14 protein-coding genes are annotated in these 15,969 nt (G+C 59.1%); 9 read left to right on the plus strand and 5 right to left on the minus strand.

Features of this window, described 5'->3' with window-relative positions:
• Positions 1-233: 233 nt before the first annotated feature.
• Positions 234-1,250: a LacI family DNA-binding transcriptional regulator gene (locus FJW03_RS01100; protein ID WP_140762618.1), complete on the plus strand. Its 1,017-nt coding sequence runs from the start codon at positions 234-236 to the stop codon at positions 1,248-1,250.
• Positions 1,251-1,610: 360 nt separating this feature from the next.
• Positions 1,611-1,853: a hypothetical protein gene (locus tag FJW03_RS01105; RefSeq protein WP_140762621.1), complete on the plus strand. Its 243-nt coding sequence runs from the start codon at positions 1,611-1,613 to the stop codon at positions 1,851-1,853.
• A 47-nt stretch (positions 1,854-1,900) separates the two neighbouring features.
• On the opposite strand, the gene FJW03_RS01110 is transcribed toward FJW03_RS01105, so the two are convergent.
• The gene (locus FJW03_RS01110; protein ID WP_140762623.1) at positions 1,901-3,016 is read right to left on the minus strand and encodes a D-cysteine desulfhydrase family protein; all 1,116 of its coding nucleotides are present in this window, start codon (positions 3,014-3,016) and stop codon (positions 1,901-1,903) included.
• A 177-nt stretch (positions 3,017-3,193) separates the two neighbouring features.
• Here FJW03_RS01110 and FJW03_RS01115 point away from each other — a divergent pair, with 177 nt between their 5' ends.
• The 5 genes from FJW03_RS01115 to FJW03_RS01135 all read left to right on the plus strand — a co-directional run bounded on the left by FJW03_RS01115 (position 3,194) and on the right by FJW03_RS01135 (position 9,125).
• Positions 3,194-4,021: a DeoR/GlpR family DNA-binding transcription regulator gene (locus FJW03_RS01115; RefSeq protein ID WP_181173218.1), complete on the plus strand. Its 828-nt coding sequence runs from the start codon at positions 3,194-3,196 to the stop codon at positions 4,019-4,021.
• 106 nt (positions 4,022-4,127) lie between these two features.
• On the plus strand, positions 4,128-5,681 hold the full coding sequence (locus FJW03_RS01120) for an ABC transporter substrate-binding protein (protein ID WP_140762629.1): 1,554 nt from the start codon (positions 4,128-4,130) through the stop codon (positions 5,679-5,681).
• 4 nt (positions 5,682-5,685) lie between these two features.
• Positions 5,686-7,362 (plus strand): dipeptide ABC transporter ATP-binding protein, encoded by a 1,677-nt coding sequence (locus FJW03_RS01125; RefSeq protein ID WP_181173219.1) that lies wholly within the window; start codon positions 5,686-5,688, stop codon positions 7,360-7,362.
• A gap of 2 nt (positions 7,363-7,364) precedes the next feature.
• Complete coding sequence (locus FJW03_RS01130) at positions 7,365-8,282, plus strand: ABC transporter permease (RefSeq protein ID WP_140762635.1); 918 nt, start codon at positions 7,365-7,367, stop codon at positions 8,280-8,282.
• Positions 8,283-9,125: an ABC transporter permease gene (locus FJW03_RS01135; RefSeq protein ID WP_140762638.1), complete on the plus strand. Its 843-nt coding sequence runs from the start codon at positions 8,283-8,285 to the stop codon at positions 9,123-9,125. It abuts the gene before it with no gap.
• 81 nt (positions 9,126-9,206) lie between these two features.
• On the opposite strand, the gene FJW03_RS01140 is transcribed toward FJW03_RS01135, so the two are convergent.
• Positions 9,207-10,166 carry a dihydrodipicolinate synthase family protein gene (locus FJW03_RS01140; protein ID WP_140762641.1) on the minus strand — a complete coding sequence of 320 codons (960 nt, stop codon included), beginning with the start codon at positions 10,164-10,166 and terminating at the stop codon, positions 9,207-9,209.
• A 170-nt stretch (positions 10,167-10,336) separates the two neighbouring features.
• Here FJW03_RS01140 and FJW03_RS01145 point away from each other — a divergent pair, with 170 nt between their 5' ends.
• Both FJW03_RS01145 and FJW03_RS01150 read left to right on the plus strand, forming a co-directional pair.
• Positions 10,337-11,440 carry a mandelate racemase/muconate lactonizing enzyme family protein gene (locus tag FJW03_RS01145; protein ID WP_140762646.1) on the plus strand — a complete coding sequence of 368 codons (1,104 nt, stop codon included), beginning with the start codon at positions 10,337-10,339 and terminating at the stop codon, positions 11,438-11,440.
• 138 nt (positions 11,441-11,578) lie between these two features.
• On the plus strand, positions 11,579-12,484 hold the full coding sequence (locus FJW03_RS01150) for a dihydrodipicolinate synthase family protein (RefSeq protein ID WP_140762649.1): 906 nt from the start codon (positions 11,579-11,581) through the stop codon (positions 12,482-12,484).
• Positions 12,485-12,538: 54 nt separating this feature from the next.
• Here FJW03_RS01150 and FJW03_RS01155 read toward each other — a convergent pair whose 3' ends face one another.
• The 3 genes from FJW03_RS01155 to FJW03_RS01165 all read right to left on the minus strand — a co-directional run bounded on the left by FJW03_RS01155 (position 12,539) and on the right by FJW03_RS01165 (position 15,773).
• Positions 12,539-13,171 (minus strand): GntR family transcriptional regulator, encoded by a 633-nt coding sequence (locus FJW03_RS01155; RefSeq protein ID WP_210240583.1) that lies wholly within the window; start codon positions 13,169-13,171, stop codon positions 12,539-12,541.
• A 155-nt stretch (positions 13,172-13,326) separates the two neighbouring features.
• On the minus strand, positions 13,327-14,373 hold the full coding sequence (locus FJW03_RS01160; protein ID WP_140762655.1) for a Gfo/Idh/MocA family protein: 1,047 nt from the start codon (positions 14,371-14,373) through the stop codon (positions 13,327-13,329).
• On the minus strand, positions 14,370-15,773 hold the full coding sequence (locus tag FJW03_RS01165; RefSeq protein WP_140762658.1) for an NAD(P)/FAD-dependent oxidoreductase: 1,404 nt from the start codon (positions 15,771-15,773) through the stop codon (positions 14,370-14,372). Before FJW03_RS01165 ends, FJW03_RS01160 begins: the two co-directional genes overlap by 4 nt.
• Positions 15,774-15,969 lie beyond the last annotated feature (196 nt).

Here is a 15,969-nt window from a genome sequence, read left to right on the forward strand (position 1 = left end):
GCCGCAATCCGACGACGAGTTCGCCACGATTATTTGCAACTTTTGTTATATACATTTAGGCAAGACCTAAGTGTTTCGCTCTGTGGACATGCTACGCCCAGGTAACGTCGGTTCTCACAAACGTTAACTCCCACGAGCTTTCATGAGGCAGCTAACTGCGAATACGACAATATCGGACTTGAAACCTCACAAGAACCAGCCAAAATGTTTGGATCCCAACAAGGGTTCAGCAAATGGTAGGGCGCAAGGCAACCTTTGCCGATGTGGCGACGGCAGCGGGAGTGAGCGTCGGCACCGTTGACCGTGTGATCAATGCGCGCGGGAGTGTACGGGCCGCAACCGAAGAGCTGGTCTTGAAGTGCGCACGAGAGCTGCAACTCGACCGTGCCCTGCATCTGCGACCGACACGTCTCTTACGTCTAGGCGTATTGCTGCTGAATCGCACAGACCCGTTTCTCGAAGACCTCATAAAGGGATTCCAGACCTCGGCCTCGGACTATTCTTACCTCAACATACAGGTCAAGCTATACCTATACGGACAGCTGGATCCTCGCGTGATCGCTGCGAAAATCGTCGCCGTTGGACGGGCCTGTGACGGGTTGGCCGTCAATGTCATCGATGATCCGCTTGTCCGCACTTGCCTCGCGGAGGTCGCAGCCAAAAAGCCTGTCTTCACCTTGGTGTCAGACTTGCCGGATATAGGCAGGATAGCTTACATCGGAGCGAATGGAGGCGCCGAAGGCCGCGTGGCCGGCGAATTGATGGGCCGCTTCGTCGGCCCCCAAGGCGGGCAAGTTCTCCTGATTTCCGGACCAGAATCCTTCCACGGACATAAGGAACGGGAGCTGGGGTTTCGCTCCGTTCTTGGAAAGCGTTTCCCAAACTGCGTTGTGGTGGGAGCCATTAAAACCTTTGAGGACAAGAAGGTCACCTGGCGGCAGACACGCTCCGCACTGAAGGAAATCCCGGGAGTTGTCGGAATTTACAACACCTCAGTCGGGAGCGATGAAATCGCGTCCGCATTGACTGAAACAGGCAGAGAGCACTCAACGACATTCATTACGCACGAATTGACAGAAACAAATCGTCTATTGCTCCAGCATGGTATTTTGGATGCAATCATCGACCAAGATCCCTTTTCCGAAGCAAGCATGGCCATTCAGCGATTTCTGTCGTTTTATGGAAGACTTGACGTCAAGCATATGGAAACACCATTTCGCATTTATCTCAGGGAGAGTTGCTATTCATAGTGCAGCAAAGCAATTAATGCCTGAGATGACGGCAGGAAGAAAACGTCAACCCAAAGCAACGTGGCAGATCGCGTGAGATTCGATCATGGTCAACTCCGCGATCGCTCCGTCGCTAGCGACCGAGCGCGGCAGCAGAGGGCTACTGGTAGGAGAGGCGGATGGTCGGTTTGAGCAGACTTGAATTGAAAGTCTTCAATTGAAAGTCTGGTCATTGCCGGCACGGCTCAGCGGATCGTGTTCCACGACGCGGCTGATATATTACTCCGAGATCACCGTCGCACCGGGAAGCGAAGGGTTGCGGTGGACACCGGTTTGCAGGTTGTGGTAAGCGATGTCCTGCTCACGCCTTGACTGACACCGTTGGTTGATTTCAGCCATGATGGACACGGCAACTATGCGCGACAAGCGGACGTTGCGCCGTTCACCGTGCTTTCGGGCTCCTTCGCTGCAGCAGGCTTTGCCTCGGGGGCTCATCCCATCGAAGGAGAGTTTCGAGTCAAAGGCTTTGACAGCATGCTGATCTGCACGCTGATCACCGCGCGGCGCCAGCTTTTCAAGGTCAACTGCCGTCGAGCTTGCCTTGGCGAAAGATGTGGCAAATGAAGTCATCTGAGGATAACTTCAAGAGCGACACCCAAGAAGCTTAGATTCTAGCAGCAATCACCATCCTTGAAGCTGGAGTGATCGGCGTAGGCGAAGAGCCCAGGCATACCCCCGGTATGCAGAAACACTGTGACCGCGTTCGGCGATATCGCGCCTTTCCTTATGAGCCCGCATAGGCCCGCGAATGACTTTCCGGTGTAGACGGGATCAAGGATGATCCCTTCGGCCTGTGCCATCATCCGCATCGCCCGAAGAGTCGAATTTCCAAGAATCCCGTAACCTCCATCGAGGTGGTCCCTCACGCTCAATATTTCTTCTTCGCTCGCGTTCAAATCCATTTCCAGGAAGCTTTCCAGTCCCTTCAAGAGGTTCCTTACCTTTTCCCGCTTGTCCGCCGGTTCGCCATGCGAGACGCCCCAGACTTTTACGTGCTTTCCCAGTAGCCTGAAACCGGCGACCAGCCCCGCCTGAGTTCCCGCGCTCCCGCTCGCAGTCACCACGTTTTCTATGGCCATCCCCAGCGCCGAGGCCTGCGTCCACATTTCGGCGGCGCAGTGAACGTACCCCAAGCTCCCTGACGGCGTCGATGCTCCTGCCGGAACGAAGAGAGGATTGCGACCTTCGTCCCGCAATCTCGTCAGAACCTTCTCAGGAGTCGTCGCACGCCCCGTGACATCGGTCCAAACTATCTCCGGTCCAAGCAATCGATTGAGCAAAAGGTTGCCGGAACGGTCGTAGCTTGGACCATGGATGCCGGGCCGACGATCTTCAAGGATGAGCACGGAACGCAGACCGCAACGCGCCGCGGCGGCAGCCGTCTGGCGCGCATGGTTCGACTGGGTAGCCCCCACCGTGACCAGCGTGTCGTGGTGCGGCTCCAAATGTTCTCCAAGAAAGAATTCAAGCTTCCGAACCTTGTTTCCACCTCCAGCCAGTTGGGTGAGATCGTCGCGCTTGATGAGGAGGTTGGACAGGCCCAGGCAATCACCAACGCCCACAAGACGGTCCAATGGTGTCCCGATGCCGCCTAACGGCAGCCGGCGGATCCCTTTCCCGTATAGGTCAGTGGGCCACCAGCTGCTCGGCAGAAGCTCGTTCATGGACCAGATTTGGGTTGCCGGTGCTCGTCTGCCAGACAGGCGTTTCGTTGGTGCGAAGTTCATCGTGCATCGTTTTCCATTTGGCGCCGGAGGTTGCAATGACCCGTACACCAGCGCGCCACAAATTGGTAATATGTTATATTATGTGCAATTTCTAGCGTAAATCGGAAATAACACAACATTGTCACACACCTTTCATGGAAAGCTGCCATGTGTCCGCCATCAAGTCAGGGATCAAAAATGGCTTCCAACACGAAGAACGTGTCGCGCGACAACGAGCAGCCCGGGCTTCTGGCGCCTCAGCGTCAGCAGCGGATCGGCGAACACGTCGCCGAACGTGGTGACGCGCGGATCGCCGAGTTGGCGCAGATGTTTGCAGTCACCGAAGAGACGGTAAGGCGAGACCTGAAGCAACTCGAAGCGTCTGGTGTGGTGCGCCGCGTCCATGGGGGAGCGATCAGGGGCACCCCAGCCTATGACACGTCCTTGCAGCATCGCATGCAGGAAGCCGCAGCCGAAAAAGACCGTGTCGCCGCTGCAGCCTTGCCGCTGATCGGTAACCCCAGAACAGTTTTCATCGACGAAGGCTCAATGACCATACGCATCGCAAAGCTGCTCGTTGGACATCCTGAACTTCACATTCTGACCAACATGCCTGCTGTTGCCGAAGCCGCATCTGCCGGCCCTCACGAAATAGAATTGACCGGGGGGCTCCTTCACCGGCGCGACCAGTTCCTGCGCGGTGAAGCTCCATTGGAAGAAATCCGAAAAAGGATTTTCGACCTGACCATCATGGGCGCGTCCGGCTTCGATCTCGAACACGGGATGCTGGCCAACGAATCCTACACCGCTCAGCTCCGTCGTCTTTTGGTGTCTCGTTCACGCCGCGTCATGGTGCTGGCTCGCGATCACAACTTCGGCCGGAAGGCATCGTGGTGCATCGCGCCATTTTCGTCGATCCACACCATCGTCACCGATGAAGAGCCGCCGCAATCTTTCTCGCAAGTCCTTTTAGCATCCGGCGTCCATGTCGAGGTCGCGCCGCGCTCAATCCAGGAAGATGTCTAGCTTCTCGCCAGCCTTCCTTCTGTAGCCGCAGCAATCGATACGGGCCCTTCTTTCGACGGAAGCGCTCCGTCGAACAGATTTCAGTTGTCAACGAAGGGAACCATCCATGCCTATCACCATCAACCGTCGCAATTTGTTGCAAGCCTCCGCAGCAGCCGGACTTTTTGCCGCCTTCGGTGCTCACGCTCAAGCCGCAGGCACAGGTTTATCCGATCTGACGATCGCGGTTACGAGCCTTCCGGTAAGTCTCGATCCTATGGGGGCGAATTCAAACGACAGCGAGCGCGTATCGCAGAATCTCATCGAAAATCTAATCTTCTACGATTTTGGCACCAAGCAGTTGAAGCCGGGCCTCGCCGCGTCCTGGCGTCGACTCGACGACCTTACTCTTGAGCTCGATATCCGTCAGGACGTGAAGTGCCATGATGGCAGCCAGTTCACGGCAGAAGACGTGGAATTTATGTTTGGACCGGCGCGGTACGGTTCAGCCGACGCGAAGGGACCTGGCTACACAACTGCCGTGTCCTTTCTGGGTACGATCGCTTCCGTGAAAGCGGTCGAGCGCTTCAAGGTTCGCATCACCACCAAGACCACCGATCCCCTACTTGAGCTGCGCCTCGCGAGCTGGATGGGCCAGGTCCCGAGTGCTTCCGGCTTCCGAAAGGCTGAGAATTGGGAAAAATGGGGTCTCTCCGTCGTGGGCACCGGTCCATACCGCATTGCCGAAGTCCGTCCGGGCCAATTTATCCGGTTCGAAGCTTTCGACGGTTACTGGGGTGAAAAGCCAGCGATCAAGTCCTTCACGCTCAAGCTAACGCCGGAGGCAGCAACACGCACGGCGGGACTGCGGACAGGCGAATTCGATATTGTCACCGAACTTGCTCCGGACCAGTTCAAGGCTCTGGCGGGCGATGCAAACACCGAAGTTGTGGGCGGACCGATCCGCAACATTCGCGCCTTGGTCTACAACAGCCAGCATCAGGTCTTGAAGGACGTTCGCATTCGACGCGCGCTCAATCTTGCGATCGATCGGCAGATCATCGTCGACACGCTCTTCGACGGCAAGGTGACTGTACCCAACGGCCTTCAGATGCAGGCCTTCGGCGACATGTATGTCAGCGAGCACAAAGCGACCCCCTTCGATCCCGATGCGGCCAAGAAGCTCCTGAAGGAGGCTGGCTATGACGGAGGCGAAATCGCCTATCGCTACCTGAAGGACTACTACACGAATGAGATCGCAACCGCTCAGGCCCTTCAGCAGATGTGGAAAGAAGTCGGGCTCAACGTCAAGCTGAGCATGGTGGAATCTACCGAACAGGTTCTGGCGGCTGGTCAGGGCATCAGCAACATCTCCAACGCCGCCTACTATCCGGATCCGCTTGGCCAGGTCTTCCGCCTCTACGGCAAGGGAGGTCTCATTCCGAGCCGCAAGCAGTGGAGCAACGCTGAATTCGACACCGTTGGCGAGGACCTTCTCAGCCTCGACCACGCCAAGCGCCGTGCGGCCTCCGCGCGCCTCCTCGACATCTATGAGCAGGACCCTCCAGGCACCTATCTCCATACCCTTCCCATGTTCTACGGCAAACGCCGGAAGGTCAAATGGGCTCCGAACGACACAGCGTTCATGGATCTACGTGCTGGGAACCTGCAAGCTGGTTGATATCATGGATGCTAGCAACATCATCCCTGAGCACACACTCCTGGAGATCCGCAATCTGCGGGTCTCCTTTCCGACGAGGGAAGGGGAATTGGTCGCCATCGACGGTATCGATCTCGACGTCGGTGCGGGCGAGATCGTTGCCTTGGTCGGCGAAAGCGGCAGCGGGAAATCGACGTGCGGCCTGTCAATCCTCGGGCTCCTCGACAAGCGCGTGGTCGCTACCGGGTCGATCAGATTCGATGACGTCGAACTGCTTGACGACGGCGGGTCCACCCAGGCTTCGCTGCGCGGTCGAGAGATGGCAATGATCTTTCAGGAGCCGACAGGTGCGCTCAATCCGGTGCGCACGATCGGAAGCCAACTGCGAGAGATGATTTGCTATCATACCGGGACGACCACCGGTGCCGCCCAGGAAAAGGCGGCCGGAATGCTCGAAAAGGTGCAAGTCCCGGACGCAGCCGGTCGAATGAAGCAATATCCGCACGAGATGTCAGGCGGGCTCAACCAGCGGATCGTCATCGGCATGATGCTTCTGCACGGTCCCCGGCTGCTTATAGCCGACGAGCCGACAACTGCGCTTGACGTGTCCACTCAGGCCGAAGTGCTGACCCTTCTGACAAAGCTAAGGGACGAACAAGGGTTGGCGATTCTGTTCGTCACGCATGATCTGGCGATCGTCTCGATGATCGCCGACCGGGTCGCAGTAATGCAGCGCGGACGAATAGTTGAAAGTGGCCCGACATCCGAGGTTCTGACCAATCCAAAAAACCCTTACACGAAGGCTCTCGTCGAGGCACGCCTTGATTGGACAACGCCTCCGCCGGTGCTTGTCACTATCTCTGAGGATCCGATCCTGCGCGTCGCATCGGTAACGAAGTCCTATGCCAGGAAGTCAGGCGTTTTTGGATCGCGGCAGCGATCCCAAATTCTCTCCGACGTCAGTTTCGCCATCAAATCCGGTGAGGCGTTCGGGCTCGTCGGCGAGAGCGGATCTGGAAAGTCCACATTGGCACGTATCGTGGCCGGCCTCGAGCTTCCTGATTCCGGCACCGTGAAGTACGGGGCGATGGTCGAGCAAACCGGCAGAAAGGCGCTGCATCGAAGTGTCCAATATGTGTTTCAGGACCCTGCCGGCGCGTTGGACCGGCGCCTTCGTATAAAGGATCAACTCCGCGAGCCGTTGGATATACATGCCATCGGCGAGCGACGCGAACGGGATTCAAAATGCGTGGAGATGCTTGAGCTGGTAGAACTGGACCGGTCATTTGCCGGCAGGTTTCCGCACGAGTTGTCCGGCGGACAGCGTCAGCGAGTGGTGCTGGCACGGGCCTTGATGCTCCAGCCCCGTTTGCTGATTTGCGACGAACCGGTTTCCGCCCTCGATGCTTCTACCCAGCGGCAGATCCTTAAGCTTCTGCATGGTCTGCGGGAGCGTCTAGGCCTGTCGCTGTTGTTCGTCAGCCACGACCTCACGCAGGTGAGATACCTGTGCGACCGGGTCGCTGTCCTAAAAACGGGCGAGATCGTCGAAACAGGCGAATGTCGTCAGGTGCTGGAAACTCCTCAGCATCCTTACACCAAGATGCTGGTCTCATCCATCCCTCGTCCTCATTCGGTCCGCACGGGGCTGCCGCCGGCCACCGAAGACGGAACGTCGCTTCCTGCCGCCGCGGAGGTCTGACGATGGTCTTGCTTATTCTTCGGCGACTAGTGCGCGCCGCCATAACGATCCTGCTTCTGACGACGTTCGCTTTCATCGTGCTGCGCACGTCTGGAGGCGGCGCCAGCGCCATGCTGGGAGCGGAAGCCGATCCAACCGCCATCGCAGCCTTCAACGCCCGGTGGGGCCTCGAAAGGCCGCTTGTCGAGCAATACGTCGCCTTCATCAACGCTCTGCTTCATGGCGATTTCGGTCAGTCTTTCATTGGTCGGCGTCCAGCTCTGGATGTTGTGCTGGAGCGTGTTCCGGCAACCTTGTCGCTGATGGGTTCAGGGCTGCTGGTAGCAGTCGTGCTCGGGCTGACCTTGGGCGTCTTCATCGCCCAGCGACGCGGAACTGCGGTGGACAAGGTTGTAACCTTCGTTGCCCTGGCGGGGTATTGCGTCCCGTCCTTCATCATTGCGATCTTCTTGATCCTATTGCTCAGCGTCGAACTCAAGTGGCTGCCGACAACAGGCAACAGCACGGCGATTCACTACATTCTTCCGATCACCACCGTTGCCGTTGGGGAGTTCGCTGTTTTCGTCCGGTTCACGCGCACCACAATGCTCGAAATGCTGAACCAGCCCTTTATGCGAGCAGCACGTGCGAAAGGGCTGAGCCCAGGAGCTACGGTCTGGCGCCACGCGATGCCCAATATGGCGGTGCCGATCGTCACGCTCATCGGTCTCGCAGTCGGCTCCCTGTTCGTAGGTGCCACGATTACGGAAAACGTCTTCGCCTGGCCGGGCATGGGCCAGTTACTCGTCCAAGCCGTGAACTTGCGTGACGCTGCGGTCGTTCAGACGATCATGGTGCTCGTCGGGATTTCCATGGTCGCCGTCAACATGACGGTTGACCTGCTCTATGCCTGGCTCGATCCACGGATAGGAGAACTTTGAGTGCGGAACCGAAGCGTCAACTTCTCTGGATCAGCTCTCGTTGCTGCACTGTTTCTCGTTGCGCTCGTTCTCATAGCCACGGTCGGCCCGGAGCTATACTCGATCAGCAACGAAACGATGGATCTACGTGCACGCCTGGCACCGCCTGTTCTGCTGGGAGGGACCTTCGCCCATCCGTTCGGCACGGACGATCTTGGCCGGGATGTGCTCATCCGTCTGCTGTATTCGATCCGTGTGACGATAGCGGTCGCCTTTCTCGCCACCGGTTTTGGCGCCACGATCGGCATCGTCATCGGCCTTCTGGCGGCGCACTTTCGCGGCTGGGTCGATGATCTGCTTGTCGTTCTTATCGACCTTCAGGCGGCCGTCCCCTATCTCCTCATGGTGCTCGCCTTGATCACGGTTTTCGGCAGCAACATGACCATGTTCGTGCTGGCACTCGGCCTTCATGGATGGGAACGTTACGCGCGACTGGCTCGCGGCGTCGCACTTTCCTTGAAGAACCACGGCTTCGCACTCGCCGTGAAAGGACTGGGAGCAGGCCCTTTGCGGATCTACGGGAGACACCTTTTGCCTAACATGGCAGGTGTCCTGATCACCAACTTTACCCTGGCGCTACCGCAGGTCATTCTGCTGGAAAGTTCTCTCTCCTTCCTTGGCGTCGGCATCCAGGCTCCAGAAACCAGTTTGGGAGGCATGGTCGGTTTCGGCCGCGATTATCTTACCACCGCCTGGTGGATCGCAGTCATTCCGGCCTTGGTGATTTTCGCGATCTCGATTGCGGTCACAGCAGTTGGCGAGGAAATGAGGGAGAAGCTTGACCCCACAGTCAGTCAGCGCTGAGCTCATTCTTCTTTTTTCCAGTTCAACGCCTCGATCAGTGGGGATGGTATATCAGAACGCTCCGGCCGCCATGCCGGCCAGTCAGGCGGCGTATCTCGCCATTACGGGTTGCCTTGACCACTGGGCGTACCAAGCATCGAACAGCTTGAGCTGCGCCTCCGCATAGCCGCGCTGACTGTCGCTCAGTGCATCGGTCTGATTGAAGTGCAGCCGGTACTCAGGGTTACCCTTGAGCACCATCATGTGCTTGAAATAAAGCACCAGGTCCGGACCCTCGTCGAAGGAGGACAGCACGGCGAGCGCCGCGTCCAACTCCAATGCCAGACGGCGCGCTTCGGCATCGCCCTTCGCCGCCGCCCGACTGAGACCCACGAGGTGCAGCACTTCCCTGGGCAGGACGTTGCCGATGCCGGTGATTGCGCCGGACGCTCCGCAATTGACGAAACCGTGGAAGACGGCGGTGTCGACGCCGATCATCAGCGCAACCTCATCGTCGCGGCTGGTTATATTTTCCGCCGCATAGCGCAGATCCGCCGGACCGCCGAACTCCTTGAAGCCAACCAGGTTCGGGTGTTCGGCCCGCAACGCAAAGAAGAGGTCGGCGCGCGTGGCAAAGCCGTAATAAGGGCTGTTGTAGATGACCGCCGGCAGATCGGGAGCGGCGGCAAGGATTGCCTTGAAATGGTGGCGCTGCGCTGTCACCGACGGCCCGCGTGACAGGACGCGTGGGATCACCATCAGACCCCGTGCACCAACCTTCTGGGCATGGGCGGCGTGCGCCACGGCACTGGCGGTGTTGACCGCGCCGGTGCCGACGATCACCGGCACGCCGGCCTTCACCAGCCGCTCGACACCTTCCATGCGCTGCTCGTCCGTCAGGAGCGGCCAATCACCCATCGAGCCGCAATAGACGACCGCCGACATTCCAGCGGCAATCAGCTCGCGCCCCTTGCGCACCAGCGCCTCGAAGTCGGGAACGCGGTCCCCGGTGCAAGGGGTCATCAGCGCCGGCATGCAGCCGGAAAACACATTGGCGTTCATTTTCGGACTCTCCTTGATGCTGGCGAACGGGCCCGGCTGCTCACTTTGTCCCGGCGCCGGCCGTCTGTCACGGCTTCTCTATCCGTTTATTGAGCAATTGACAACAGGGTAGAAGGTGACATATTACCGGTTACCACTAACCATTGTTGTGGCTGTTGCTGGGACAGATAATGAAAATCGCCTCGATCGACGCTTTCGGATACGAACTCACCTACGCGCATGGCGAGTATGTGATGTCGAAGGGCCGCGCCGCGCAAAGCCAGGCGTCGACGCTCGTGCGGATCCGCACCGACGCGGGCCTTGAGGGATGGGGCGAAAGCAGCACGCTCGGCGGGACCTATCTGCCGAGCTTTGCGGAAGGCACGCGGGAAGCCGTCCGGGTCCTTGCCGCTGCTTTGATCGGCCTTGATCCGACCAATCTGTCGAAAGTGCACCGGGCGATGGATGCCGTCCTGCTGGGGCAGAACAATGCCAAGAGCGCTATCGACATCGCCTGTTGGGATATTTTGGGAAAGGTCGCCAATCTGCCGATCTCGACCTTGATTGGCGGGACAGCGCAGGACGATTTCCCGCTCTATGAAGCTGTTCCCCTGACTTCGCCTGAGCAGATGGCCGACTTCGTCAGAATGCGAGGCGAAGCCGGGATCAATCGATTTCAGGTCAAGGTGGGCAACGATCCCTTTGACGACGCCAGACGCACTCGCAGTGTCGTCGAAGCCTGCGGGGGTGACGCCGTGATCATTGCAGACTCAAACGGCGGCTGGAATCTCCAGGCCGGCATTATCGCGGTGCGCGAGCTGGCGGGTCTTAAGGTCTATGTCGAGCAGCCCTGCCGCGACACTGCCGACTGCGCAATCGTCCAGAAAATGAGCTCGCTCCCGCTGGTCATGGACGAGTCCGTCGTCAATTCCGCGGAGCTCTATCGCGCGAAATACGAAGCAGGCGCTGGCTCCGTAAACATCAAGCTCGGCCGTGTCGGCGGCATCACCGGCGCAGTCCGTATGCGCGGCCAAGCGCAGGATCTGGGAATGACGATGTGCATCGAAGACGTATGGGGCGGCGACGTCACCACGGCTGCCGTGTCCCATGTGGCCGCTAGCACCCAGCCGGAAGCCTTGCTGCACGCATCGTTCTTCAACGATTGGACGAAGGAGCATGTGGCTGGATATCTGCCGCGCTCCAGCCGAGGCCGCGGCAGGGCGCCGGACGGGCCGGGTCTCGGCATTTGCGTCGACGTGAAGGCGATCGGCCCGGCGCTTTTTGAGGTCAGGTAACGGTGGCGATCGGCGTCTTGTCCGCAACGTGGTCGGCGGCACCGGCCTACCTCGACGTTCATGCGACCGCTGCCGATAGCGACGGTTCCCGGGCAGCTGCTTTCACGCTGCTTTGATGGTTCGACACAGGAGAACATAATGGCCCTCAAGGGTGTACTTTCCGCAATCGTCACACCGTTCACGTCCGACGGTGAGCAAATCGACGAGGCGGCGCTGCGAAAGCTCGTCGACCAGAACATCGCCGACGGGGTCGACGGGTTTGTGCCCGCGGGCGGCACCGGCGAGTTCTCGGTCCTGTCTCACCGAGAGAGGCTGAAGCTGGTGGAGATCGTCGTCGAGCAGACAGCAGGACGAGTTGCCGTACTTGCTCATACCGGTGCGACCTCTTCAAGGGAGGCGATTGCACTTTCGAAGCACGCCGAGCAGATCGGAGCCACCGCGATCATGCTGGCGACGCCGTATTATGAGCCAATCGGCCTGGAGGAAGCGCTTGCCTACTACGCCGCGGTCGCGGACGCGACCAGTCTGCCCATTTGTGCGTACAATTTTCCGCCGGCTACCGGGTTGCACCTCGACGTGGATTTTCTTGTCCGGCTGGCGACCGAAATCCCTCAGGTGAAATACGTCAAGGATTCGTCCGCCAATATCGTGCAGATGAACACGCTGATCTCCGATCACGCTGACAGGATCACGTTCCTGAACGGCGAGGATGTCCTGATATTGCCTGCCTTGATGTTGAAGGCGCCGGGCATGGTCATGGGCGTTGCGAACTTCATGGCCCCAGCGCTGGCCAGGCTCCACAAGGCCAGCCAGGAGGAAGATGCTGCGACCGTGGCGAAGATCTGGCGGCAGATCAATCCGGTGATCCGCGTGCTGGGAAACGGCGCCTACAACAGCGGTGTCAAGGCGGCTTGCGAAATTCTCGGCCTACCTGTCGGCAGCGTCCGCGCACCGATCCGGCCATACTCGACCGTGCAGATGGAAAAGCTGGAAGCGGCGCTGTCCAAGGTCGACCCGATCCTGCTCACAAGGGCCAGGCACTGAAACGACGGGAGGGCGCCTTGGGCGCCCACCTTCTTTATGGGGACCTCGCCGCAATCAGGCCCAGTCGGTCACCAGGTGACTCAGATGCTCGGTCATCAGTTTGGCGGTCAGTTTCTGGTCGCCGGCAACCAAAGCATCAAGGACCGGCTGATGCTCCTCGGCCGATTTCACCAGGGCACCGCTTTCCGAAAGCGCTTTGAGGCCATATTGGCGTGACATATCGCGCAGGTTCTCCACAATGGCGGTGAGCTGGTCGTTTTCGAGGATCTCGAGCAGCCCGATATGGAAGCGCCGATCCGCGTCCAGATATCCGACAATGTCTCCCTTTTTCGCGCACCGGACCATGTCGGACGCGATCTTGGAGAACTCATCCTTGCGAGGCGCGACCTTCCCCTTCATCGAAGCGAGGCGCGCCATCGATGGTATTTCGACGAGAAGGCGCAGGTCGTAGATGTTGCGCCGCTCTTTCTCGCTCAACGGCACGACGCGGAAGCCGCGGTTCCTGACGGCCTCCATCAGGCCCTGGTTGACAAGCGTCAGCATGGCTTCCCGGACCGGGCTGTTGGACACGCCCAGTTCCGCGGCCAATGATGCCGCCGAATAGATCTGCCCGGGAGCCAGGTCGCCTGAGATCAGCCGCAGCTTCAAGACCTCGAGAGCCTGGTCTCTCAGGTTGGTTTGGTGCAATCGGTTTTCCATTCACGGCCTCGACAGGTGAGTGATTACCGATAACATGCGATCCATCGGCGAGTCTCGCATCACAGGTGAGAAAACTCAATACGCGTGAAATCCCGTTTGTCCATTGCATCCGACAGGCACTATTTCGACGGGTCGCTCACGGCTTACGTGTGTCGGACCTCAACAGGCCTGCCCTCGGAGGATGAGCGATAGATTGCGTCGATCACGCGTACGGCCATCAAAGCTTCGATATCCTCGGTGGCAGGCGCATGTGGGTCGACCAGGGCGCTGACGATCGCTTGCAGTTGTTTGCGCTGACCGTCCGTTGGATAGTCGCGAGGCTCGATCGGATCTCCAAAACTGAAGCTTTCCGGAATCCTTGAAGCGACCGGCTCGTTCTTCGCCTGCCGGAACACGATCTCGTCGTGCTCGCCATTGATGATAATGGAGCCTTCGGTCCCCGAAATGGTCACGAGGTGGCGTTGTCCGGGGAATGCCGCGGTCGACGAGGACAATGTGCCGATGGCGCCGCCTTCGAATTCGAAGACCGCCACGGCTACGTCTTCGGTTTCGATCTCGTGATACGTGGTTCCCGTCTTGGCAAATACCGATCGGATCGGCCCCACCAGATATTGCGCGAGATCGATGAGATGGGTTGACTGCGTAATCAAACAGCCGCCACCCTCGATCGACTTGGTGCCTCGCCAAGCGTCCTTCCGGTAGTAGGCAGGCGAGCGATATTGATTGTCGACGATGTTGACCAGGATTACCCGCCCGAGCCTGCCGTTGCGGATATCCGACACCGCCTGCTCAGCCGCAGCGGAGTATCGTCGCTGGTAAATGACAAATAGCCGCGCGCCGACGTCGTGGCATGCCGCGACGATCCTCAACGCACGCTCTTCGTTTATCTCCAGCGGCTTTTCGATGATGACGTGCTTGCCGGCCTCTGCGGCCGCTATAGCGTAGTCCAGATGCCGGCCGTTCGGGGTCGTGATGATCACCGCGTCGATATCCGGGTCCGCCAGGAATTTAGAGATGTCGCAATAGCAGCGCGGAACGGCAAAGGCAGCGCCGAAGGCCGCCGCCTTTGTCTGGTCTCTCGCAAAGACTGCCTCCAGCGAGGCGCCTGCGACGCGTTTCAGTTCACGAGCGTGGGTTTCCGAGGCGACACCGGCGCCTATCAGGCCAAATCGAACTGTTCGGTCGTTCATCTGGATCTGCCGACGACCTTCAGCATGGCAGCGTTCTGTTCCTTATCCATCAAGCGGGCTCTGGCGCGCCTAGCGGCTTCATGCGCGGACCCGGCCGCGATTTCCATGTTGCCGATCTCGGCGAAATAGTCGCCGGCGAAATGGATGTCGACGTCGCCCCTTTCGCAATAGGTGAGCATGGGTTCGAAATTGAAGCCGGCGGGGCGATAGGTATTGCCGGGAACCCAGCGCTGCACGATTGCCTCCTTGATGTGGCCTTTCAGCTCCGGAAACATCCTGTAGACATCCGTGAGGTAGGTATCGCGGATCTCTTCGTCCGAAAGCTTGAGCATCTCCCGCGCCGGTGTTCCGCCGGAATAGACCATCAGGCTGCCGCCCGGCTTTCTTGGGCCTGTGCGCAGCGGATTGGCGTGGTTGAAGAACATGTCGAACGAGGCATCCGGCGTGGTGATGGCATAGATGTCGTCATAGGGCATCGGTCCGGTTTCATCGGTGATGATGCCCATCGTGGGGAACGGTCCGTACTGCACATTCTTCAGCGTCGCCCGCACCTCCTCGGGTATGTCGCGGACGATCTCGGCCGCCTGGTAGGCTGGAACGGCGACGATCACCTGCGAGGCGGAAACGGTATTGGTGCCTCCATTCGCTTCATAGGTCACGGTCACCTTGTCGCCGGCCTTCTCGACCGATTTCACCGTGGCGTTGTATTGCACCCTGTCGCCGAGCAGTTCCATCATCACCTCACCCAGCCGGCCAGAGCCGCCATTGAGGTTGAGGGCCATCGAGTCGCCCTTGCCGGCCCAGACCGCGCCGAACAGTGACACGCCGACGCCAGCGTTCTGGTCTTCCATTTCCGCGGCGGCGCGGCGAGCCGCCGACTGGAATAGCGCTTCGACGCGCTTGGGCGGGTGGCCGATGAAGTCGCGGAACGAGATGTCCGCCATATATCGGGCGACCCTGGCCCGGCGCCGTTGATTGGTCTCGCCATAGACAGTTTGCATGGCTTGCTGCCAGCCCTTGACCGCCTTGAGCATGCGAAGTCCGATGGAGGCGAGCGAAAGGCGCTCGCGAAGGCTCATCTTGAGCGTCAGTGGAAGTGCTGCCACGGCCTTCGGCTTGTAGACCTTCCCACCCCAATAGATCGCGAATTTGTTGCCGGGGATCCGGATGACATCGAGGCCGATCGAATGCAGGATGTTGCGCATATGCGAACCGGCCGCCGGAAACAGATGGCCGCCTAGATTGAGCCAGTAGTCGCCTCTGCTGAGTGAATAAAGCCGGCCGCCGAGCCGGTTTGTCTTTTCCAGAACCAGGATGCTTCGATCCCGAAGTTCCCAGGCCGCGGCAATCCCCGCTGGCCCGCCACCGATCACAATCGCGTCGTAGTGAGTATCCGTCATTCGGTTGTTGTCCCAATCCTGTGGCTCATCTGGTCGATGCCATGACCGGCTCGGTTGCGACACCGTAGCATGGCCTTCAAAAGAACGCGCTTGTCAAAGCAATCGGTAAGCGGTAATATATTACACGTAAGCCATCATTGTCAACGCGCGGCGCGGGCTTTGGGCAAACTCTAACCGACACAAAAATCCGGAGGGA

Source organism: Mesorhizobium sp. B4-1-4 (assembly GCF_006439395.2).
Classification (GTDB): domain Bacteria; phylum Pseudomonadota; class Alphaproteobacteria; order Rhizobiales; family Rhizobiaceae; genus Mesorhizobium.

Bases quoted from the DNA above. Each gene is read 5' to 3' on its own strand.
- FJW03_RS01100 (WP_140762618.1), top strand. From the start codon at position 234: ATGGTAGGGCGCAAGGCAACCTTTGCCGATGTGGCGACGGCAGCGGGA.
- FJW03_RS01110 (WP_140762623.1), bottom strand. From the start codon at position 3,016: ATGAACTTCGCACCAACGAAACGCCTGTCTGGCAGACGAGCACCGGCA.
- FJW03_RS01115 (WP_181173218.1), top strand. From the start codon at position 3,194: ATGGCTTCCAACACGAAGAACGTGTCGCGCGACAACGAGCAGCCCGGG.
- FJW03_RS01120 (WP_140762629.1), top strand. From the start codon at position 4,128: ATGCCTATCACCATCAACCGTCGCAATTTGTTGCAAGCCTCCGCAGCA.
- FJW03_RS01125 (WP_181173219.1), top strand. From the start codon at position 5,686: ATGGATGCTAGCAACATCATCCCTGAGCACACACTCCTGGAGATCCGC.
- FJW03_RS01130 (WP_140762635.1), top strand. From the start codon at position 7,365: ATGGTCTTGCTTATTCTTCGGCGACTAGTGCGCGCCGCCATAACGATC.
- FJW03_RS01140 (WP_140762641.1), bottom strand. From the start codon at position 10,166: ATGAACGCCAATGTGTTTTCCGGCTGCATGCCGGCGCTGATGACCCCT.
- FJW03_RS01145 (WP_140762646.1), top strand. From the start codon at position 10,337: ATGAAAATCGCCTCGATCGACGCTTTCGGATACGAACTCACCTACGCG.
- FJW03_RS01150 (WP_140762649.1), top strand. From the start codon at position 11,579: ATGGCCCTCAAGGGTGTACTTTCCGCAATCGTCACACCGTTCACGTCC.
- FJW03_RS01160 (WP_140762655.1), bottom strand. From the start codon at position 14,373: ATGAACGACCGAACAGTTCGATTTGGCCTGATAGGCGCCGGTGTCGCC.
- FJW03_RS01165 (WP_140762658.1), bottom strand. From the start codon at position 15,773: ATGACGGATACTCACTACGACGCGATTGTGATCGGTGGCGGGCCAGCG.